Source organism: Pseudorhodobacter sp. E13 (genome assembly GCF_003991405.1).
Classification (GTDB): Bacteria; Pseudomonadota; Alphaproteobacteria; order Rhodobacterales; family Rhodobacteraceae; genus Pseudorhodobacter.
On the sequence record NZ_RPEN01000150.1, the window covers coordinates 52,858 to 74,718 of the forward strand.

Below are 21,861 nucleotides of genomic sequence, written 5' to 3' on the forward strand. Positions count from 1 at the left end.
ATGTAAAGAATGGGGGGACGGGTGGGCGCTGGCCCACCGCTTGAATTTCAAAGGGCTGCGATTTCGGCGTTGAACGCCCAATCCAGCCACGGCATCAGCGCCGCGACATCGGCGGTTTCCACGGTGGAACCACACCAGATGCGCAGGCCCGCAGGGGCATCGCGATAGGCACCGATATCCAGCGCCACGCCTTCCTTTTCCAGCCGCTTTGCAACGGCTTTGGCAAAGGCAGCGCCATCGGTGATGCGCGCATCCACGAACTTCAGGCAGACAGAGGTGGTGGATGCCGTGGCGGGATCAACCGCCAGGTTTTCGATCCATGCATGATCGTTCACAAACTTTGCCACCACAGCGGCATTTGCATCCGCCCGTGCGATCATTGCCTTCAGCCCGCCGATGGATTTCGCCCATTTCAACGAAACAAGATAATCCTCCACCGCCAGCATAGACGGGGTGTTGATGGTTTCCCCCTTGAAGATGCCATCAATCAGCTTGCCGCCCTTGGTCATGCGGAAAATCTTGGGCATCGGCCAAGTGGGCGTATAGGTTTCCAACCGCGCCACCGCGCGGGGGGACAGAACGATAACGCCATGCGCGCCTTCGCCGCCCAGCACCTTTTGCCACGAGAACGTGACCACATCCAGCTTGTCCCAAGGCAAGTCCATCGCGAAGGCGGCAGAGGTTGCGTCGCAAATGGTCAGCCCTGCACGATCCGCCGGGATCGCGTTGCCATTCGGCAGACGCACGCCCGAGGTGGTGCCATTCCAAGTGAACACAACGTCCTTGTCAAAATCGACTTCGGCAAAATTAACGATCTCGCCATAGGGCGCTTTGCGCACCACGGCGTCCAGCTTCAACTGCTTGACGGCATCGGTCACCCAGCCTTCGCCAAAGCTTTCCCATGCCAGCATTTCCACCGGGCGCGCCCCCAACAGCGACCACATCGCCATCTCAACAGCGCCGGTGTCAGACCCGGGGACGATCCCCACGCGGTAGCCTTCCGGCAGGCCCAGAATTTCGGCCGTCAAATCAATCGCTTCAGCCAGCTTGGATTTCCCAACGGCTGCACGGTGCGAGCGGCCCAAAGGCGCATCAGCCAGCATGTCGAGGGAGAAATTGGGGATTTTGGCGCAGGGGCCAGACGAGAATCGGGGATTCGCGGGCCGGGTTGCCGGGGTCGTGCCAGTCATGTGGTATCCTCACAGATAAATGCCCTTCGTTGGGGAAGGGTGTCCCACCGCCGCATCTACGCCCTCGGAATATCTGGCACAAGCGGGAAAATTGTCGTAAAGCGCCGCAACGGCCCAAAAAAACGACACCCCTGTCCACTATCGGAAACTTTCATGTTCACAGCCACGCTTTTGACCAACCCGAACACGCCCAAGCTTGACCGCACCACGGTTGAAAGCTTGCGAAATGCCTGGGGTGGGGGCGATGCGAGATGGCTGAACCCGGCAATCGCGGCAGAGTTCGAGATACCCGCGATGCCCGAAAACCGCTGGGAGTCGTGGGAAGGGCTGCAAAGCCTTGGTGTAGACCTGATCGTGCAACCCACGGCGAACCGCCGCAAAAAGCTGCTGCTGGCCGATATGGACAGCACGATGATCCAGCAGGAATGCATCGACGAATTGGCGGATGAGGCCGGTGTGGGCGCGCATGTGGCCGGAATTACCGCGCGCGCCATGAACGGAGAGCTGGATTTCAACGAGGCGTTACGCGAACGGGTCGGCCTGCTGAAAGGGTTGCCAGAAGCCGTTATCGAACATGTTTTCACAAACCGGATCACACTGATGCCGGGCGGGCCAGTGCTGCTGGCGACAATGAAGGCCCATGGTGCGCGGGCGGCCTTGGTGTCAGGCGGATTCACCGAATTCACGCGCCGAGTGGCCGCGCAATTGGGCTTTGACGAAAACCGCGCAAACATTTTGCATATCGAAAACGGCCTGCTGACCGGGACCGTGGCAGAGCCTATTCTGGGCCGGGAGGCCAAAGTGCAGGCGTTGCAAGACATTTCGGCGCAGATGGGCATCACCCCGGCCGATGTGATTGCGGTGGGTGATGGCGCAAATGATCTGGGGATGCTTGGGCTGGCCGGGGCAGGGGTGGCGCTGCACGCAAAGCCCAGCGTTGCAGCGCAATGCGACATCCGCATCAACCACGGCGATCTGACCGCGTTGCTCTACATTCAGGGCTTTGCGGCTGCGGATTTCATCTTGGCCTAAATACCTACCTGCGCCCTGGCCCGCAAAGCTGCGCTATTGCCCCCAGTCATGCGCTTGCATTTCCCGCAAGCGGCTGGCGGTGCGTTCAAATTCGAAACTGCCAGAGCCTTCGATATACAACCGTTCCGGTTCATCCGCCGCCGAGGCGATCAGGCGCACCCGCGCTTCATAGAGCGCGTCGATCAAGGTGACAAAGCGCTTTGCCTCGTTGTAATTGCTGGCGGAAAGCTGCGGAATGTCCTCGAGGATCAGCACGCGCACGGCTTGCGCGATGGCCAGATAATCCGCCGGGCCCAAGGGCTTTGCACAAAGGTCCCAAAAGGTGGCACGGCCAACACCATTGGCAAAGCGCGGCAGTTCCACCTCGCGCCCGTTCACGGGCAGGCGCAGCAACTCGCTGCCGCCACCGGACAAATCCGCCCAGATCGCATCAATCGCGGCGCGGGACTTGCCTGCCGGGTGGAAATAGACCTGCGCGCCTTCCAGACGGTGCTGGCGGTAATCATTCGGGCTTTCCAGTTCCACCACATGCATCCGCTCGGTCAACAAGTCGATGAAGGGCAGGAACAACGCGCGGTTCAGCCCGTCTTTGTAAAGGTCTGACGGCACGCGGTTTGAGGTGGTCACAATCACCACCCCCGCCGCGAACAGCTTTTCAAACAACCGCCCCACCACCATCGCATCGGTGATATCGGTAATCTGCATTTCATCGAACGCCAGCAGCCGCAGATCGCGAATGATCGCTTCGGCCACCGGTTCCAGCGCGTCATCCACCCCTTTTTTCCGGGCCTCATGCATGCCTTTGTGAATCTCTTGCATGAAGGCATGAAAATGCACGCGGCGTTTCGCGGGGGTATCGGTTGCGGCGATAAACAGGTCCATCACCATGGATTTCCCACGCCCTACCCCGCCCCACAGATACAACCCCTTGGGCGCAGGCGGTTCCTTGCGGAACAGGCCAGACAGCAGGCCCGTCTTGCGCGGCCCGATGGTTTCCGCCCAAACGCGTAACTCTTCCAGTATCGGCAAAACGGCATGCTGCGCCGGGTCTGCCCGCAGGGCCCCTGTCGCGGTTTTGGCTTCGTAGATCTGGGTCAATGTCTGGCGCATGACGGGCTTTTAACGCGGGCCTTGCCCCGAGGCCAGAGCGCCCGCACCGATCAGCGCAAACATCAGCAAGGTCAACCCTCCAAGGATGCGGCGGTCGCGCTGATACTCTGCTTCGGTCACAAAAGCCTTGAAGCTGCGCAGGCTGACAACCGGCCCCGGCCACAGCTTGCCGCTTTGGGCAACCGCGCGGGCGCGCAGACGCAACAGGCAGCGAAACATCTGAACCGCCCAGACCACAAACACCACGGCCTGCAACGCCAGAATGGCAGCAAGCCCCCCGGTCATTCCCAACCCGGCATTTTCAACGCGGGCAGAATGCGCCCCGTGCAGTCGCCAAAGCCAACACGATAACCATCGCCTTGCGCATGGCCGCGAAGGGTCAGCCTGTCGCCATCTTCGATGAAGCTGCGGGTTTCACCACCGTCCAGCGTGATCGGCTCTTTCCCGCCCCAGCTCAATTCCATCAACGAGCCGAATTCTGCCTTTGTCGGCCCCGAAATCGTGCCCGAACCAAGCAGGTCGCCTGCGTTCATTTCACAGCCGCAGACCGCGTGATGGGTCAGTTGTTGCGCGGCAGAGTAATACACCCGGTTGTAATTGGTGCGGGCGATGGTGCTGGCCTGTGCCGCGCCAGCGGGCTGCATCAGCACCTCCAGCGTGACGTTGTAAAAGCCCGGTTCCTTTTCCTGCAAATAAGGCAGCAGCGGCACCTCTCGCGCGGGGGCGGGGCAGCGGAACGGCGCTAGCGCGGCGGCGGTCACGATCCATGGGCTGATGCTGGTGCCAAAGGCTTTGCCCTGAAACGGACCAAGCGGCTGGTATTCCCAGCCCTGAATATCGCGCGCCGACCAATCATTCAGCAAGACATAGCCAAAGATCATCTCGGCTGCTTCGGCGGTGGTGATGGGTTGGCCAAGCGTCGACCCGGTGCCAACAATCGCCCCCATCTCCAGCTCTATATCCACACGTTTCGAGGGGCCAAAGCTGGGCATCGCCGCGTCCGGTGCCTTGGTCTGGCCCAACGGGCGGTGAATATCGGTGCCCGACACCACGACGGATGATGCCCGCCCATTATAGCCAATCGGAATATGCAGCCAATTCGCAGGCAAATCGGGGGAGCCGCGCAAAATCGCCCCCATGTTCTTTGCGTGCTGCATCCCGGCATAGAAATCGGTGTATTCGGCCACCAGCAGCGGCATATGCAGCCGCGCACGCGCTTGCGGGATCAGGTATTGCGCCACGCTGCCCTTGGTCTCGGCCCCTTCCACCAGAAACCCGAACAGCATCAGCCGCAACTGCGCCCAAGCCTGTGGGCCCAGTTCCATCACCTCGTTCCAGAAGGGCACATCCAACACCGGATCATCCCCGATGCGCAGCAACCCTGTGGCCTCCATCGCGGCGACATCAAGGATCATATCACCAATGGCCACACCGCAGCGCGGATCGTCGCCATCCACCGAAAACACGCCATAGGGCAGGTTGTTCAGCGGGAACTGGGTTTCGGGGTCATTGGCGCTTTCGACCCATGATCGCATCAGTTTCACAGCAAAATCTCCATCCCGTCCGAGCCAACTTCGGCCTTACCGTTCCACGTCAGCGCCACTTGGGCAAGCCAATCCTGCGGCCCGATACTGGCGTCATCGGCAGGCACCAGATGGTTCAGAACCAAGCGCCCAACCCCTGCCGCCCCCGCAATGCGCCCCACATCCGCCGCCTTGGTGTGGGAGTTATACAGGTGGTCACGCAGCCTGTCGCCCAACCCCGTGCGCTGGATAATCAGCTCCACCCCTTCGGGCAAAAGCGCCTCATGCACCAACACGTCGCTGCCTTGGGCAAAGGCGGCAAGTGGCGGGAAATAAGCGGTATCGCCGCTGAAGGTCACGGTCTTGCTGCCTTCAAACCGCAGTGCAAAGCAATCTTCCAGCGGCGGATGCGGCACCCGCAAGGCGGAAACCGCCAGCGTATCAGACAGCACAACACCTTCATCATAGGTGGAAATGCTGACAATCTCTTCCAGCGGGCGGCGGCCTTCATCTGCAACGCGGATTGCATTGTCATAGGCCATCGAGGCCATGAATCCTTGCCAATACGCCTCTGTTCCCTTCGGGCCAAAAACCCGCACCGGGCCTTGCATCCCGGTTGTCCAGGCCGTGTGGATCAAGGGGCCAAGTTCCAGAATATGATCGGAATGCAGATGGGTGATAAAGATCAGATCCAGCGCCTTGAGGTCCATCCCCGCCTCAACCAGCGCCTTGGTCACGCCGATCCCGCAATCGACGACAACGCGCCGCCCGTCCAGTTCCAACAGGCTGGACGTGGGCATCGCCCCGCCCGCGCGGATGGCCGGCCCCCCCTTGGTGCCCAGAAAGACAATTCTGTTCATAGCGTCCCTTCTTGGCGTTCGGTAAACCCGCCTGAGCGCGGCCGCTCAGGTTTCGATTTCGGCCACGAAGCCGCCAAAGATCATGCGCTTGCCGTCCAGCGGCGCTTTCATCATCAAGGCGTTCATATCGGCCCGTTCCATCGCTTTTTCCATCACTTCGTCGCGATGCGCCCGGTCACGGAACACCATGAACCCAAAAACCGGCACTTCATCATCATCGCACATCACGGATTGCGGAAAGGATGTCAGCTTGCCGGTCGGCGCATTGTCGGGCCGGGCATCCAGTAAGGAAATCACACCCAACTCCTTCCAGATCGGGACCATCTGCGCCGAAATGGCGAAATATTCATCCAGTTTTTCCACGCGCACGGGGGCAACGAAGGTTTCGTAATAGGCCATATTCAGTCCTCCTGAGCGATCAGTCTAGCCGAGCCTTTTGCCAAGGTCGAACCCAAAAGACAGGCGAGCAGGGTCGCGCGCTTTCAAGTCAATTTCCATGAAATCCTTGGGAAAATCTTACGCGAATTCGGCCGCGCGACATGGGCAAATGTAAGGCTTTGTTAAGCAGCGTTGCGCATCCTTGCACTGTGGGGGCGCGTCTTCTGAGGTGCCAAAAATGACGGTAGAAATGATTGACGGAATTCGCGTTCTCAAGCTGACGGATAGGGCAAGGCAAGGGGCGGCGGATAGTGACACCATGACCATGGTGCATCTGTGGCGGTTGCTGTCGGGCGGGCATGCCCTGCGGGATACGACCATCGGTTCGCGCCGCTTTCTGTAAAAACCACGCCGCCCGAGGGTTCGGGCGGCGGTTGCATCTCTGTGACGTTACGGCCATGCAACGCCCGGGGCGTCAAACCCTTGCGATAGGGCCCTGACCGTTGCAAACTTCCCCCATGCCGATGCGCCCATCGGCAGAACTTGGGGGCGAAATGATCACGCTTTATGACTACTGGCGCTCGTCTGCGGCCTACCGTATTCGCATCGGCCTTAATCTGCTTGGCCTGCCGTATCGGTCGGTGCCCGTTGATCTGGTCAAAGGCGAACAGCACAGCCCGGAAAACCTTGCCCGCAATCCGCAAGGCCTTGTTCCTACATTGGAAATAGATGGGCTGACGCTGACCCAATCGCTCGCCGTGCTTGAATATCTGGATGAGGTGCATAGCGCGCACTTTCTGCCCCCCGATGCGCCCGGCCGCGCGCGTGTCCGTGCGCTGGCCTATGTGATCGCGATGGAAACCGCGCCGGTTGCCAATCTGTCGGTGCGCAACCTTGCAGCAAAGCTGTCCAACGGCGGGATCACCGCAGATGGCTGGCAGGCGCATTTCATTGCCAAGGGCTTCACAGCGTTCGAAGCGATGTTGACCCATCCCGAAACCGGCCCCTATTGCCACGGTGACCGCCCAACGCTGCCCGATATCTGCCTCGTGCCGCAGGTTTACAATGCCCGCCGTATCGGGCTGGATTTGGCACCCTATCCGCGCCTTGCCGCCATTGCCACCGCGCTTGAAACCCTGCCAGCGGTTCAGGCCGCCCATCCCGACAACCATCAACCCAAAGGCTAATCCCATGACCGATATCGTCATCCTCTCTGGTGCCCGCACCGCCATCGGCACGTTCGGCGGCAGCCTCTCTGGCTTTGCCCCGATTGATCTTGCCACCCATGCCAGCAAGGCCGCAATCGAACGGGCAGGCATCGCCCCGGATCGCATCGGCCAAGTGGTCTTTGGCCATGTCATCAACACCGAGCCGCGCGATATGTATCTTAGCCGTGTTGCTGCCCTTAACGCAGGCATCCCCGATACGACCCCTGCGATGAACGTGAACCGCTTGTGCGGCTCTGGCGCGCAGGCCATCGTTTCGGCCACACAGGCGCTGATGCTCGGCGATGCCGATTTCGCACTGGCCGGTGGCGCCGAATGCATGAGCCGCAGCCCCCATATCCTTTCAACCTCGCGCTGGGGTCAGAAAATGGGCGATACACTGGCCCAAGACATGATGACAGGCGCGCTCACCTGTCCCTTTGGCACCGGACATATGGGTGTCACGGCGGAAAACGTTGCGGCCGAATCCGATATCTCGCGGGCCGAACAAGACGCTTTCGCGATGCAAAGCCAGACCCGCGCGGCCCATGCCATTGCGCAGGGCTATTTCACCGACCAGATCACCCCGATCGAGGTGAAAACCCGCAAAGGCATGGTGCAATTCGCCACCGACGAACACCCCAAAGCCACAAGCCTTGAGGCTTTGGCAGGCTTGCGCGCGGTGTTCCAGAAAGACGGCTCCGTCACCGCGGGCAATGCCTCCGGCATCAATGATGGTGCTGCGGCCCTCGTCCTTGCGCGCGCTGATGCCGCCGACAAGGCCGGCCTGACGCCCCGCGCCCGCATCCTTGGCTATGCCGTGGCAGGCGTCCGGCCAGAGGTGATGGGCTTTGGCCCCATCCCGGCGGTGCAGGCGCTGATGGCGAAAACCGGCCTGACCTCTGCGTCCTTCGATGTCATCGAATCGAATGAGGCCTTTGCAGCCCAAGCCCTCGCCGTAACCAAAGCCCTTCAACTGGACCCCGCGCGCGTCAACCCGAACGGCGGTGCCATCGCCTTGGGCCACCCGGTCGGGGCCACAGGGGCCATCCTCACCGTCAAGGCGCTGTATGAACTGGAACGCACAGGCGGCAAAATCGGCCTGATCACCATGTGCATCGGCGGCGGTCAAGGCATCGCGATCGCCATAGAACGGCTGTAATCCCGCCCTGATTTCATCTTGGCGAAAATACCTCACGGGGGGTCCGGGGGGCGTGAAGCCCCCCGGCTACCGCAGCCGCACCTGCACCCGCGCCGACCGCCCCGCGCCATCAATCACCGAGACAACCACAAACCCCGGCCCAAGACGCGGCACCACGGTGTCACGCGACCGTTCCGCCACGGCAACGGGTTGCCCATCAACCAGCCATGTAAACGGCCCCACCCCGCCCCGGACGCGCAGCAGCAACCCTTCGGGCATCAACTCCACCTCCGCGCCATCGGGCGGGAAGGCCACAGCAGGCGCATCCGCCGCTTCAAAGGCCGCCGCGCGCGACCGGAATTGCCGTAGTGGTTGTGGCAAGGCCGCATTCCCCACCATCAAAGTCGCGGCAGGCGGCGCGGGCAACGGTGCCAAGCTGCGCCCCAAACGCGCAAAGGCCTGAAACAGCACCGGGGCCGCCAACTCGCCGCCAAACGCGCCCGGCACTGGCGTCCCATCCGCCCGCCCCATCCAAACGCCCACCACATGCGCCCCATCAAAACCAATGGCCCAGGCATCGCGATGCCCGTAACTGGTGCCTGTTTTATAAGCAAGTCGGTTTGCAGGCGCACCCGCAGGCGGCGGCATACCCGACAGAATATCCGCCACCTGCCATGCCGCCACGGCCGAGATCACACGCTCCCCTGCCACGCCTTCGCCCGTCACATGCAAAGGTCGCGCCACGCCACCGCGCGCGATACTGGCGTAAAGCCCGACCAAATCTTCCAATGTCACACCCAGCCCGCCCAGCGCCACGGCAAGCCCCGGTTGCCCGCCCGGCACCTGCGGCGCGGCCCCACTGCGGCGCAAGGCTGCCAGCAGTTTCGCAGGCCCCATCGCATCTGTCAGCGCCACCACCGGCAAGTTCAACGAAAGTTGCAGCGCCTCGCGCACCCGCACCATACCCCGGAAAACCTTGTCGAAATTCTGCGGCGCATAGCCGCCAAAATCCATCGCGCGATCTTCGATCAAAGTCTCGGGATGAATCAACCCTTCATCAAAGCCCAAGCCATAGACCAAAGGTTTCAACGTTGATCCGGGGCTGCGCAGCGCGCGCGTCATATCCACAAAGCCTTGCCGCGCATCCGCTTGATAGGCAGCAGAGCCCACGCTTGCCAAGACCTCGCCCGAGGCATGGTCGGCCACCACAATAGCCACTTGCAACCGCGCGCCTTGCGCGGCAACGGCTTGGGCGGCCAGTTCCTCTAATCCGCGCTGCAACGCCAGATCAATCGTTGTGACATAGGGGGAGCCACCCGGCGCCGCCGCCCGCACCCGGTCGGCCAGATGCGGGGAAAGCGCGGGGAAGGGCTTTCGAAGGTGGGGCACGGCCTCGCGCTCGGCTGCTTGCGCCTGATCTGGGGTAATCACCCCGGCATTGACGGCGCGCGCCAAAACCTTTGCCCGCGCAGCAAAGGCCAGTTCTGGCGCGCGATCCGGCCTGCGGCTTTCGGGCGATTGCGGCAAGGCCACAAGCAGCGCCGATTGCGCCGGGGTCAGCCGCCCCGGTTCCTTGCCGAAATAGGCAAGGCTCGCCGCGCGCACCCCTTCCAGATTGCCGCCATAGGGCGCGATCCGGTAGTAAAGGCCAAGTATCTGCGCCTTGCTAAGCCGCTGTTCCAGTGCCAGTGCCACCCGCGCCTGACGCAGTTTGCCCGCCAGCCGCCCGGTGCCACTGTCTTCCAGCAAGCGCGCGACCTGCATCGTCAGGGTTGACCCGCCCGATACCACGCGCCCTGACACCAGCGCCTGCCCACCCGCGCGCAGCAGCGCCCAAGGGTCAACACCGGAATGGCGGTAGAACCGCTTATCCTCAAAGGCCACCAGCATGGCGGTATAACCGGGGTCGACCGCATCCACCGCCATGCGCCAGCGCCCATCTGCCACTGTATAGGCGCGCAGCAAGCGATGATCCCGCGCCAAAACCTCGTCCGAGGTTTCGATGGCCAGATCCGGCAGAACCGTGGCGCGCACCCATGCCTCGCCCGCATCCCGCGCCACGGCCCCCGCCCAAAGGGCGAAGGCCAGCCCGAAAAGCGCGCGCTTGCCAAACGCAGGGCGGATCACGGTGCGATCACCACCTCTCCGGCATCGGTTTGCGCGCGGTATTCAGGGCGATACATATCCTCGACTGAGGCCGCCGGATGATGGAACCGCCCCGGCGAAACCGCCCGCACGACATAGGCCAAGCGAATGGTCTGGCCACCCTGCGCATCCACCGCGGTCAGGAACCTGTCCTGGCGGAATTCGCTATGCGCGACATCGTTTTCCACATTCAGCCAGTCAAACCCACCAACATCGCCGCCGCGCAGCAGGTTGGGGTTATCAATCTCAAACCCCGCAGGCAGCGGGTCTGCCACCATCAGCCGCGCCTCGGCCTTGCCAAAGGGCACCACCTCCAGCACGACGACCAGCCGTTCCCCTGCCGCAACACCTTCGGCCAAGGAAACCCGCGCACCGTCTTCGGTGAAATAGCTGCGCGTGATCGCATAGCCATTGCCCACCGCTGGCCCCGGCACCTGCGGCACACCGTAAGAGGTGAGCGTCAGCGTGGTGGGCTGGCCCGAACTGTTGGCCACAGCGACCGTTTGTCCGTCGCCCGCTTTCAGCACCCGCACCAACGGCCCCGAAACCGCTTCGCCGTTCAGGGTGATGCCATCGACGCCGGGCCGATCAATCAAGGCATTGGCGGCAAGCAGCGTCCATGTTGCCTCTTGCGTGGACAGGCTGCGCCCGTTGGGTTGCAAGGCTGCGGCCAAGGCGTCCCGGTCCAGCACCGCCGACCCGGCCTCGACCGCCAAGGTCAGCACCGCCGCCGCATCCCGCCGGCTTGTGCCGAAATCGGTGCGGTAGACCTGCGTATCGTCAAAGTTGTTATAGGCCGCAATCCGCGCCCCTGCCTTGCCAAACATCGCATCGGCCCGGCGTTGGTCGCCATAGCTGGCCAGTGCCGCGCCAAGCTGGGCCTGCGCAATCGGAGTGGCAAAGGCATCGGCCTTCACATCGGCATAATAGCGCAAGTCGCCAATCGCCGCCGCCCCTTCGCGTGCCAGCACCATCAGCGCATAGGCGAGGTCTTCGCCGCCATTGTCGAAATCGGCGGTATAGTTCACGCGGTTGCGCAGATTGTCCAAGGCCGAGCGGAAAGCGAGGTCTGGCACCGCATAACCCTGCGCCCTTGCCCGGCTTAGGAAATCGGTGACATAGGCATCCAGCCATGCATCCCCTTGGCTTGGTCCCCACAGGCCGAACCCACCCTCTGAGGATTGGTTCGTCAAGACCTCGGCAACGGCTTGGGAAATGCGGGTGCTGATATTCTCGGCCCCCTTCAATTGCATCGCCTGCGCCACCTGATCGAAATAGATCAAGGGCAGCGCACGCGAGGTAATCTGTTCGGTGCAGCCATAAGGGTAGCGATCCAGCGCCGCCAAAAGCCCCGGTGCATCCAGCCGCGCAATCGGCCCCACGGCCAGCGTGGCAAGGCCAGAGCCGGGCGCAAAGCCGTCAAACGCCGTCTCATCCAGTGTGAAGGTCTGGCCAGCGGCCAGTTCCAGCCGGGTGGTGCGGGCAATCTCTGGGTCATTGCGCTGGATTGGCAGGGTCAGCACCTTGGTCAATTGCTTGCCATCTGGTGTGGTCAGGGCCACGGTCAGGCTGTGCAGCCCTTCGGCTTGCCCTGCCACGATCGGCACCGAGAAACTGGCCTTGCCACCCTCGGCCAGATCAAAGCCCGATGGCACATCGCCCCAGACCAGCCCTTGGGCAGAAACATCCAGCCCCATGCGCCCGGCAGGCCCCTTGGCGTGAACAATCTCCAGCAACAAACGGCTTTCATCGCCGGGTGCCATGAAGCGCGGCACCGATGCAGTCACCACGACAGGATCGCGCACCAGCACATCCGCTGTCGCTTGGCCCACCCCGCGTTTGGACCAGACCACCGCCATCACCCGCACTGTGCCGTTGAAAGACGGCAAGTCGAAACTGGCGCGGGCAAAGCCATCGGCACCAACTGTCACCGGACCAGTGAAATAGGCCACAAGTTCCTCTGTCGGGGGTGGGGCCTCCAGCCTTGCCTGGGCCGCGCTGTCACCACCAGACCGCACAACCCCTTGCGCGCCGTTCAATCCGTCAATCAAGCGGCCATAGATATCGCGGATACCGACGCCCAGCTTGCGCTGACCAAAGTAATGGCCCTTGGGGTCGGGTGCGGCAAAGGATGTCAGGTTCAAGATACCCACATCCACCGCTGCAATCGTGGCATAGGCGGTTTCACCCGGTGCCACGCCTTCGACCTTTACGGCAACCTCCATCGGGCCGCGCGGGGCCACCTCTGCCGCAACTTCGACAACCGCGCCCAGCGCTTTGTCACCGGGGTCGATGCTGGCATGGGCAAGGCCCAAAGCCCGCGCCGGATTGCGCCCTGCGGCCACATCCATCGGCCGCAGAACCGAGGCCGTGACGTAAACGCCTGCGCCCCATTCTGCTGTCACCTCCAATGGAATTACGTTTTCGCCTTCAGTCACCTCAACCATTTTCATGGTGACGAGACGGTTGGACAGCACCGAAACCAGCGCTGTTCCCGCCGCACGCGGCACGATGCGCAATTGCGCCACTTCGCCCGGCTTATAGGCAGGTTTGTCCAGCGACAGTTCCAGCGTGTCGGGGGTGCTGGTGACATCCGGGGGCGCATACCAACCCGCATAGAACCGCGCAGAGGTTGACGCGCTGCCGCCCCCGGCCTGTTCGACCACCATTTCATACTCGCCCCAGCTTACCGCGCCCGAAATCTCTACCGGGGCGGTGCCAAGCTGGGCCACGCCAACGGCCACGCGTTCGCGGCTGGTGACTGGTTCCCAATACCAATTGCCGTATTCCTGATACCACTGATAGCGGGTTTCAATCCGCGACAATTCCCATTTTACATCCATCGGCACGGCGGATTCATCGGGGCCAACGGCCAGCACGGAAAAGCGGGCATCGCTGCCCTCGGCCACCACATCGTCAAACATAGGTTTGACGCCGATCATCGCAGCGGCGGGTTGCAGCGCGCGGGTCAGACGCCGTTCCACCGGGCGGCCAGAGCCTTCGGCAACCCGCGCCACAACCACCATTTCCAGCGGTCGTGCCGGGTCTTGTGCCTCGGGCATCGACAGGGCAAAGGCGGCGCGGCCTTCGCTATTGGTCACTTCGCCGCCGAACCCTTCGATCCGGGTGCTGAAAGGTTCATCGGTGCGACCAAACTGATAGCCGGGAAACTTGGCCAGCCCCTTGGCCGCGCGCAAGATCACATCGCCTTCAATCGCAAGGTCCGCCCCCGGTGCGCCGAACAGGTATTTCGCGTCAAACACCAGTTCCGGCGCATCGCCAAGCCGCACCGGGCCTTCGGGCAAGGTCAGTGTGAAATCAATGCGTTCTGGCAAGAAATCCTCGACCAGAAAGGTCTTGGCGGCCAGCGGTGCCGCGTCCAGATCGGCAAGCAGTTCCAGCCGCCATTGCCCGCGCGGGGCAGATCCGGCGATGGGCAAGGCAAACACATGCCCGCCGCCGCCTGCATCCTCGACCAAGGCGCGGCTGTATTCCACGCCATCCGGGCGCTTGACGATGGCGGTCAGCGGCAAACCTTCGATTGCGGCGGCATCGGCATCCCGTGTCAGTGCTGTGGCATACACCGTTTCCCCGGCGCGGTAGGCCCCGCGATCCGTGGTGACAAACACATCAATCGGCGGTGCAGGTTCGCGCCCCTCGACGCCGCGATCCGACAGGTCAAATTCGGGGTCGGTCAGCGACAGAAAGGCCATATCCTCTGCGCCATCCTTGGCGACGATCATCGCAGGCGCAAGGCCCCCGGTGCCCCGCGTCAGCGATGCCGGGAAAACGGCGTAACCCTGTTCGTCGGTTGTGGCACTGCCCAAAACCTCATTGCTGCGGCTGAGCAAGTCCACGGCGACTCCCGGTTTGGCCTCGGCGGTGCCCAAACTACGCAAAACGACATGCAGGCCATCAATCCCGCTCAGGCTGCTGATCCCCAGATCAGACACCACGAACCATTGCCATGCCGGGGCGGTTTCGCTGTCCTGCTCCCCCGGAATTTTTGCCCGCAGCGCAAAAATCCCTGCACCTTGGCCCGCCAGCGCCTCTGCCATCGGCAGACGGGTGACCATATCGCGGTTCACCTCCACCGCCAGATCGGCCTCACCCTGCCAGATTTCCGCACCCACCCCGCGCGCAAAATCATCTTCGCGCCAATAGGACATTGGTTCCGAAAAATAGCCGCCCTGTATCGCGCGCAGGATATTGCGATCCGTTACCCGGAACAGCGTTAACTCCACCATAGCGGTGTTGACGGATTCCAGCGGCACCGCAGCACCTTCGCCCACCTTGGGCAGCACATAGGCCCGCCCCGGAAACCGGACCGAGGGCGAACGGTCGCGCACATAGGCGGTGATGGTTACAGGTTTCACCGTCACCTGCCCATCATCCGCCGGAATCCCCGCGCGGAAGGTCAGCGCATGGCGCGCGCCATGCTCCACCCCTTCAACGCACAGCAACTCGTCGCCTGCGCGCACCACCGTCAGGCCGGGCGCATCCATCTGAACGAATTTTTCGAAATCGACCCCGGTTTTGGCCAGCGTGTCCGAGAATTGCGCACAAATTCGGGCGCGGACACTATCGGATTGCACCTCATGTTCGATGATGCGGAAGCCATATTTCGCGATGGCCGCATCCAGCGCGATCTCGGTATCATCGCGGCGCTGAATCTCTTGTGCCAAGCGCAGGGCGGGCACCATATCGCGGCCGCGTTTCCGCGCTTCCAGAATCTCGGACATATCGACCAGCAGGCTGTGGCGCATGCCGGGGTTATCGGTTCGCAGATAGCTGTTGATCGTGGCGTAAAATGCGCGCGTTTCCAGCTCTGACCGGGCATTGGCATCGCGGCTGGCAGCGGCCAGCAGCAGCCGCGCATATTCCGCCCAATCGGGGGCCGCATCGGTGATATTCAGGGCCGCGCCCACAAAGGAACTGGCCCGCAGCACAGAACCTTGCGATTCCTCTGCCCGTGCCGCTTCCAGATGCTCTTGCGCCGTCCAGGGCCCTGTCAAATGCCGCGCAGCCAAGCCTTCGGCCAGCGACTTGGCCCCCGACAGGTCAGAGGAGCGCAGGAAGGAAAGCTCTTTCGCGCGTTGGGCCGCCATATCGGCCACACCGGGCGCCGCCTTGATCACATAGCCAGAAAACGCCCCCGCATAATCCGCAGGCTGGCCCGGATTGGCCTTCAGAAAGCAAGACCCGTTGCGCGAGTTGAAGGTGAAGGCCGTGCAAGATGTATTCGTGGCACAAGCCTTTTGGCAGGCCTCCAGAACCGTGTCGAACATGGTGGAAATGTCACCGCCCGGCAGGTCCGCATCCCGCGTCATCACAAAGCGCTTTTCGGGAATCAGGTCCTGCGCCAAACCCGGCGTTGAAACGCCCAAAACCGCTGCAAAAATAGCCCCGAAACCAATTGTCTTGAAAAACGCCATGCGAAAAACCCTCCAGCCTCTGCCTGCACAGGCGCACCGCTGGCCGCGCCCGCCTTCGCCAAAATTCGAACTGTGGCAATACCCTTGCAGCTTGGCACGCCGCTCCCTTCACTGGCAAGTATTCTGCTGGGTTTTTCGTTCACATTAACCAACGGTTCACCCAGATCGGCCAAAGTCGCCAAAGGTCGGGGGCAGAATGTCCCACGTGGGCTTTGGAACAACAGGCAGTGGTTGGCGTAGCTATGGATATTGTGGAACGGTTGGCGACGGAACGGCGCAAACGGCTCGCCGCCGAACGCTTGCTCGAACAAAAACAGCGCGAACTCTATGCTGCGAACGAAAAACTTGCGCTGCATGCGCGCGCTTTGTCAGATCAGATCGTCGAACAACGCCACGCCACCAAGGCCGCTTTGAATGAGGCGCAATCGCTCAAAGGGCAGAACTCCCGCTTTCTGGCCGATCTGGAGGCGGCCCACACCAGCGCCGTGATGGCCGAACGGCGCCTGCGCGATTCGGTCAACGCCCTGCATGACGGCTTTGCCGTTTTCACCCCGGATCACCGGCTGCTGGTGGCCAATCGCGCCTATCTGGCCCCGTATCAGGACTATAACGTCGGCCCCGGCACCCCCTATGCCGAGATTCTGAAACTCACCGCCGAAGAAGGTATGGTCGACATCGGCGACAGCTCTCCCGATGAATGGGTCGCGCGGATGCTTTCCCGCTGGGACAGCGACCCGATTGAACCAGAAGTCGTGCAAGGCACCAACGGCGAATGGATCAGGCTGGTGGACCGGCGCGCGCGCGATGGCGATATGGTCTGCCTTGCGTTGAACATTACTGAACAGATGCGGATCTGGGCCGCGCTGGAGGCGATACCAGACGGGTTTGTGCTGTTCGACCGGGAAGACCGGCTTTTGGCCTGCAACCAGCGTTACCGCGAACTTTATCCTGAAAGCGCCGAGGCCATGGTGCCCGGTGCGCCTTTTGAAGAAATTCTGCGCTATGGGCTGGACCGCGGGCAGTATAAGGACGCGATCGGCCGCGAGGCGGAGTGGTTGCAGGAACGGCTGGAACGGCACCACGATACATCCTCGATCCTTGAACAGGAACTGGAAGGCGGACGCTGGCTGCGCGTGCTGGAACAGCCAACACCCGATGGGGGCAGGGTCGGCCTGCGCGTCGACATCACCCATCAAAAGGAACAACAGGCCGCGCTGAATGAGGCCCGCAAAGCCGCCGAAGCGGCAAACCGCGCGAAATCGGCCTTCCTCGCGAATATGAGCCATGAAATCCGCACCCCGATGAACGGCGTGGTCGGGATGGCGGAATTGCTTTGCGATACTGGCCTGACCGAAGAACAACGTCTCTTTGCCGATACGATCCGTTCGTCCGGTGAGGCGCTTCTGGTTATCATCAACGATATTCTGGACTATTCCAAGATCGAGGCAGAGCGTTTGACGCTGCACCCGGAACCCTTTGATCTGGAACGGCTTATTCACGAAGTGGCGATGCTGCTACAACCCAGCGCGCGGGAACGCGGGCTGGACCTGATGATTGATTTTGATATGTTCTTGCCCACCCGCTTCATCGGCGATGCCGGCCGGTTGCGTCAAATCCTCACCAACCTTGTCGGCAATGCGGTCAAATTCACCGAAAAAGGCCATGTGCTGATCCGCATTGTCGGTATCGAAACCGAACCGGGCAATCAGCAACTCCATATCTCGGTCGAAGATACTGGCATCGGCATCCCAGCCGATCAGCTTGAACATGTGTTTGGCGAATTCAATCAGGTCGAATCCGCCGCGAACCGCAAGTTCGAAGGCACCGGCCTTGGCCTTGCCATCACCCAAAGGCTGATTGATCGTATGGGTGGCAGCGTCTGGGTCGATAGCGAATTTGGCAAAGGGTCCTGTTTTGGGTTCCGCATCGAACTGCCCGTGGCCGAAGATCAGGCCACAATCCCGGTGCCTGTGACGTTGAAACGCGCGATCGTTGTTGATGATCAATTCATCAACCGCACCATTCTGGAACGCCAGTTGATCACCTGCGGCATGCAGGTGAAAACCTGCCGCACCGGGGCCGAAGTGGTGGCCGCGCTGGAAAAAGACAGCGGTTTCGATGTCTTGATAACCGACCATGAGATGCCCGAAATGAACGGTTTGCAACTGGCCGAAACCCTGCGCGGGGCGGGACACAACCTGCCCATCGTGTTGCTGTCATCCAACCCCGCAGCCGCCCGCGACGGGCTTTCGGCGGCGCATGTCACAACCGTCCTGCAAAAACCCTTGCTGCGCTCAGAACTCTATCGCCGCCTGCGCGATCTGGCCGCGCCGCCCCCTTCCCATATGGTCGCCCCCGCCAAACCCCGCTCTGCGGGACCGGAACGGATCATGCGCGTTCTCGCAGCCGAGGATAACCGCACCAATCAACTTGTGTTCCGCAAGATGGTAAAGGATTTGCAGATCGATCTCACTTTCGCAAATAACGGGCGCGAGGCAGTCGAGTTGTTCCAAAGCTTTCAACCCGATCTGATTTTCATGGATATTTCCATGCCGGAACTGGATGGCAAAGATGCCGCCCGTGAAATCCGCACCATCGAACAGGCCAAAGGCGGGCATGTGCCGATTGTGGCGCTTACAGCCCATGCGATGGATGGGGATGATACCTCTATCCTTGCGTCTGGGATTGATGAATACCTGACGAAACCCCTGCGCAAAACCGCAATCACCGAAGCGCTGCTCAATCATGCACCAAGCTCGGTTTTCCCGGTTACCAACGCAAAAACCAGCGAACTCGCCTAAGCCCGTTAACCTGAGCCCGCTAAGAATCCTCCGCTTTCTTTTCGGCAAAAATATCCCGGGGTCCGGGGCAGCGCCCCGGCGGCCAACCATACACGCAACGCAAAAGGCCCGGCGCTACCGCCGGGCCTTGTCAATGTGTCGGGGTAGGTCGTCAGCCCTTTTTCGGCGGCACAAAGCGTTTGCTGGTGTCCGACGGGTTGGCCTTTGGTTTTGCTGGCTTGGCAAAGGGTTTGCCAGCGCCAGCTTTGCCACCCGGTTTGCCAAAGCTCTTGCCCTCACCAGCATGGGATTTGAACCCCGCCGCGCGGGCTGGCTTGCCTTCAGCCGCTTTGCCGCCACCTTGGCTTTTGAACCCGGCAGAGCGTGGCTTGGCCCCGGCGCCGCCTTCGGCTTTCCAACGCGGCTTGCGCTCGCCGCCGGCATCCGGGGTCGCACCACGCGGAGCATAGGGCTTTGCGCCATCCTCACGCTTCGCGCCGAATTCCTTTTTGGCATAGGGTTTCGGGCTGTCGCCTGCCTCGGTTTTGCGGGCATAGGGCTTTGCCCCTTCGACGGCATCGGCGCGCTTGGCATAGGGTTTGCGCGGGGCCGCGTCACGTTTTTCCCACGGCTTCCCGTCCCCTTCTTCGCGCTTCACCCAAGGTTTCTTTTCCCCATCCGCTTTCGCATAGGGTTTTTTACCCTCGGGCTTGGCATAAGGTTTCTTGCCGCCTTCCGGTTTGGCATAGGCCGGTTTGGCGGGCTTCGGCTCAAACCCTTGCGGCGCGCCACTGTCCGGGCTCCAGACGGCTTCAGGCTTGGGGGCCGGTTCGCGCTTGGTATAGGGTTTGCGCTCTTTCAACGGTGCATCATCTTCGACAAAACGCGAAGGTTTGGGCTTGTAGGCGGGCTTTTCGCCGCGCGTATCCGGGCGCGGCGCGCGGGCCGGGCGTTCGGGGCGGTCCAACACCGGCTCGCCTTCCATCCGGCGCATTTCGACGCCTTCTTCCAAGGCGGTGGCCTCACCGAACTTGTCGGCCACATCCTTGCCAATCTGCACATAGGTCTGATCGGTCTGCACGCGGATCGCGCCGATTCCGTCCTTGGTGATCCCGCCGGCTTCGCAGATCTTGGGCAGCAGCCAGCGCGCCTCGGCCCGGCCGGTATGGCCCACCGAAATCGTATACCAAACCGATGCACCAAAGGCCGCGCGCGGCTTTGGTTCCGGCCGCTCGCCGGGGTTGGCCACATCCGACAGCACCTCGGGCGAGGACCGCCCTTGCCGCCACATGGTCACGAACGCCTGCGCCACTTGCTCGGCGCCAAAGCGTTCCAGCAGAACCTGCGCCAAGGCACCATCTTCGCCATCATTCGGGCCAAGGGCGGGATGTTCCAGAATACGCTGGTCATCGCGCTCCTGCACCTCTTCGGCCGACGGGGCAGAGCCCCATTCGACCACCAGCTTGGCGCCCTGCACCAGACGTTGCGCCTTGCGGAATTCTGACGGCACCACGATCAGCGCCGAAACCCCTTTGGAACCCGCGCGCCCGGTCCGGCCTGAACGGTGCAACAGCGTTTCGGAATTACTGGGCAAATCGGCGTGAATCACAAGGTCCAACCCCGGAAGGTCGATCCCGCGCGCGGCCACATCGGTGGCGATACAAACATTCGCGCGGCCATTGCGCAGCGCCGACAGGGCATTCGTGCGTTCTGCTTGGCTCAACTCGCCCGACAGGGCCACGACCTTGAATCCACGGTTGCCCATGCGGCCCATTAGCGAGGTGACAGCCGCGCGGGTTTTGCAGAACACAATCGCGGTCGGCGCCTCATAGTAACGCAGCAGGTTGAAAATCGCGTTTTCGCGGTCACGCATCTGCACCGACAGCGCGCGGTATTCGATATCGACATGCTGCTTGGCCTCACCCGCCGTCTGAATGCGCAGCGCGTCGTTCTGAAATTCCTTGGCCAGTGCCGCGATTGCCTTTGGCACCGTGGCCGAAAACATCAGGGTGCGGCGGTCTTCGGGGGCCTGGCTCAGGATATATTCCAGATCGTCACGGAACCCGAGGTCCAGCATTTCATCGGCCTCATCCAGCACTGCGGCTTTCAGGCCAGACAGGTCCAGCGATTTGCGATCAATATGGTCGCGCAGACGGCCCGGCGTGCCGACAACGATATGCGCGCCACGATCCAGCGCGCGTTTCTCGGTCCGGTAATCCATCCCGCCGACACAGGTTGCAATGCGTGCGCCCGCTTCGCCATAAAGCCAATCCAACTCGCGCGCGACTTGCAGGGCCAATTCGCGGGTGGGGGCGATGATCAAGGCCATCGGCACATCGGCGAACAAGAACCGATCCGCGCCATTCAGCAGGTCCGGCGCAATCGCGATCCCGAACGCCACGGTCTTGCCCGAACCCGTCTGGGCCGAAACCAGCAAATCGCGGCCATCCACTTCGGGGGCCAGCATCGCCTCTTGCACCGGGGTCAGGGATGTATAGCCCTTGGCTTCCAACGCCGCAGCCAAAGGCGCGGCGATATTCATATTTTCCATTATCTTCTACCTATCAGGGGGCGTCGCTTTGCCCGTTCAAAGGCCGCTCACCCCTGACTGGCATCGAGCCTCCTCGCCCGCCAGCACCGGAATTCTCTGGGCCAAGCGCGCCGTTTACGCGCAAAACCCCTGCGAGTCCATGAAAACCTTTTGCAATGCATCTGGCCCCGGCGACAGGCCCCCTTTCGCCGCCCCGCCAAACGCTTTAGCCTAAGCAGCAACCGAAATTCGCTACTGGAGACTTCGATGACATCCAATAAAACCCAGCGCCTGCACCTCGTTTTTGGTGGCGAGCTTGTCAGCACCCAAAGCACGGCGTTCAAGGACCCCGACAATATTCATATCGTCGGCATGTTCCCGAATTATGAAGCCGCTTACAAAGCGTGGAAAGCCGAGGCCCAGCGCACCGTGGATGAGGCGCAGACGCGCTATTTCATCGCCCATATTCACCGCCTGCGGGATGAAGAACAGCCTGCATCCTCTACCGAAGAGCTGGGCAACTAAGGACCAT

The 21,861-nt window shown here is 61.9% G+C and carries 16 protein-coding genes; 6 read left to right on the forward strand and 10 right to left on the reverse strand.

The window, feature by feature from the left end:
- Positions 1–47: 47 nt before the first annotated feature.
- Positions 48–1,190, reverse strand: a complete 1,143-nt coding sequence (locus tag EGN72_RS06170) for a phosphoserine transaminase (RefSeq protein WP_127045786.1) — start codon at positions 1,188–1,190, stop codon at positions 48–50.
- 153 nt (positions 1,191–1,343) lie between these two features.
- Between EGN72_RS06170 and serB the strand changes: the two genes are divergently transcribed.
- On the forward strand, positions 1,344–2,222 hold the full coding sequence (serB, locus tag EGN72_RS06175; protein ID WP_127045787.1) for a phosphoserine phosphatase SerB: 879 nt from the start codon (positions 1,344–1,346) through the stop codon (positions 2,220–2,222).
- Between the two features lie 33 nt (positions 2,223–2,255).
- On the opposite strand, the gene zapE is transcribed toward serB, so the two are convergent.
- The 5 genes from zapE to EGN72_RS06200 are packed head-to-tail and all read right to left on the reverse strand — an operon-like array spanning position 2,256 to position 6,114.
- Positions 2,256–3,332 carry a cell division protein ZapE gene (gene zapE, locus EGN72_RS06180; protein ID WP_127045788.1) on the reverse strand — a complete coding sequence of 359 codons (1,077 nt, stop codon included), beginning with the start codon at positions 3,330–3,332 and terminating at the stop codon, positions 2,256–2,258.
- 9 nt (positions 3,333–3,341) lie between these two features.
- Complete coding sequence (locus EGN72_RS06185) at positions 3,342–3,617, reverse strand: hypothetical protein (protein ID WP_127045789.1); 276 nt, start codon at positions 3,615–3,617, stop codon at positions 3,342–3,344.
- A complete protein-coding gene (gene fahA / locus EGN72_RS06190) occupies positions 3,614–4,876 on the reverse strand; it encodes a fumarylacetoacetase (RefSeq protein WP_127045790.1) in 1,263 nt (420 codons plus the stop codon). The genes EGN72_RS06185 and fahA overlap by 4 nt, the downstream gene beginning before the upstream one ends.
- The gene (locus tag EGN72_RS06195) at positions 4,873–5,715 is read right to left on the reverse strand and encodes an MBL fold metallo-hydrolase (protein ID WP_127045791.1); all 843 of its coding nucleotides are present in this window, start codon (positions 5,713–5,715) and stop codon (positions 4,873–4,875) included. The genes fahA and EGN72_RS06195 overlap by 4 nt, the downstream gene beginning before the upstream one ends.
- Positions 5,716–5,760: 45 nt before the next feature.
- Positions 5,761–6,114, reverse strand: coding sequence for a DUF1428 domain-containing protein (locus EGN72_RS06200; RefSeq protein WP_127045792.1), 354 nt, complete (start codon positions 6,112–6,114; stop codon positions 5,761–5,763).
- 217 nt (positions 6,115–6,331) lie between these two features.
- Here EGN72_RS06200 and EGN72_RS19140 point away from each other — a divergent pair, with 217 nt between their 5' ends.
- The 3 genes from EGN72_RS19140 to EGN72_RS06210 all read left to right on the forward strand — a co-directional run bounded on the left by EGN72_RS19140 (position 6,332) and on the right by EGN72_RS06210 (position 8,460).
- Complete coding sequence (locus EGN72_RS19140) at positions 6,332–6,496, forward strand: hypothetical protein (protein ID WP_158623149.1); 165 nt, start codon at positions 6,332–6,334, stop codon at positions 6,494–6,496.
- A gap of 115 nt (positions 6,497–6,611) precedes the next feature.
- Positions 6,612–7,280 carry a maleylacetoacetate isomerase gene (gene maiA, locus EGN72_RS06205; protein ID WP_233587046.1) on the forward strand — a complete coding sequence of 223 codons (669 nt, stop codon included), beginning with the start codon at positions 6,612–6,614 and terminating at the stop codon, positions 7,278–7,280.
- A gap of 4 nt (positions 7,281–7,284) precedes the next feature.
- Positions 7,285–8,460: an acetyl-CoA C-acyltransferase family protein gene (locus EGN72_RS06210; protein ID WP_127045794.1), complete on the forward strand. Its 1,176-nt coding sequence runs from the start codon at positions 7,285–7,287 to the stop codon at positions 8,458–8,460.
- Between the two features lie 66 nt (positions 8,461–8,526).
- Here the strand turns inward: EGN72_RS06210 and pbpC are convergent, their stop codons facing one another.
- From pbpC to EGN72_RS19285, 3 genes are read right to left on the reverse strand one after another with little or no spacing between them, the layout of a single operon-like run.
- Positions 8,527–10,566 (reverse strand): penicillin-binding protein 1C, encoded by a 2,040-nt coding sequence (gene pbpC, locus EGN72_RS06215; protein ID WP_233587047.1) that lies wholly within the window; start codon positions 10,564–10,566, stop codon positions 8,527–8,529.
- Complete coding sequence (locus EGN72_RS06220) at positions 10,563–16,019, reverse strand: alpha-2-macroglobulin family protein (protein WP_127045795.1); 5,457 nt, start codon at positions 16,017–16,019, stop codon at positions 10,563–10,565. Before EGN72_RS06220 ends, pbpC begins: the two co-directional genes overlap by 4 nt.
- Positions 15,935–16,375 (reverse strand): hypothetical protein, encoded by a 441-nt coding sequence (locus tag EGN72_RS19285; protein ID WP_199743712.1) that lies wholly within the window; start codon positions 16,373–16,375, stop codon positions 15,935–15,937. Before EGN72_RS19285 ends, EGN72_RS06220 begins: the two co-directional genes overlap by 85 nt.
- Here EGN72_RS19285 and EGN72_RS06225 point away from each other — a divergent pair.
- A complete protein-coding gene (locus EGN72_RS06225) occupies positions 16,262–18,820 on the forward strand; it encodes a response regulator (protein WP_127045796.1) in 2,559 nt (852 codons plus the stop codon). The genes EGN72_RS19285 and EGN72_RS06225 overlap by 114 nt on opposite strands.
- A gap of 151 nt (positions 18,821–18,971) precedes the next feature.
- Here the strand turns inward: EGN72_RS06225 and EGN72_RS06230 are convergent, their stop codons facing one another.
- The gene (locus tag EGN72_RS06230; RefSeq protein ID WP_127045797.1) at positions 18,972–21,350 is read right to left on the reverse strand and encodes a DEAD/DEAH box helicase; all 2,379 of its coding nucleotides are present in this window, start codon (positions 21,348–21,350) and stop codon (positions 18,972–18,974) included.
- Positions 21,351–21,596: 246 nt separating this feature from the next.
- Here EGN72_RS06230 and EGN72_RS06235 point away from each other — a divergent pair, with 246 nt between their 5' ends.
- Complete coding sequence (locus EGN72_RS06235; RefSeq protein ID WP_127045798.1) at positions 21,597–21,854, forward strand: DUF4170 domain-containing protein; 258 nt, start codon at positions 21,597–21,599, stop codon at positions 21,852–21,854.
- Positions 21,855–21,861 lie beyond the last annotated feature (7 nt).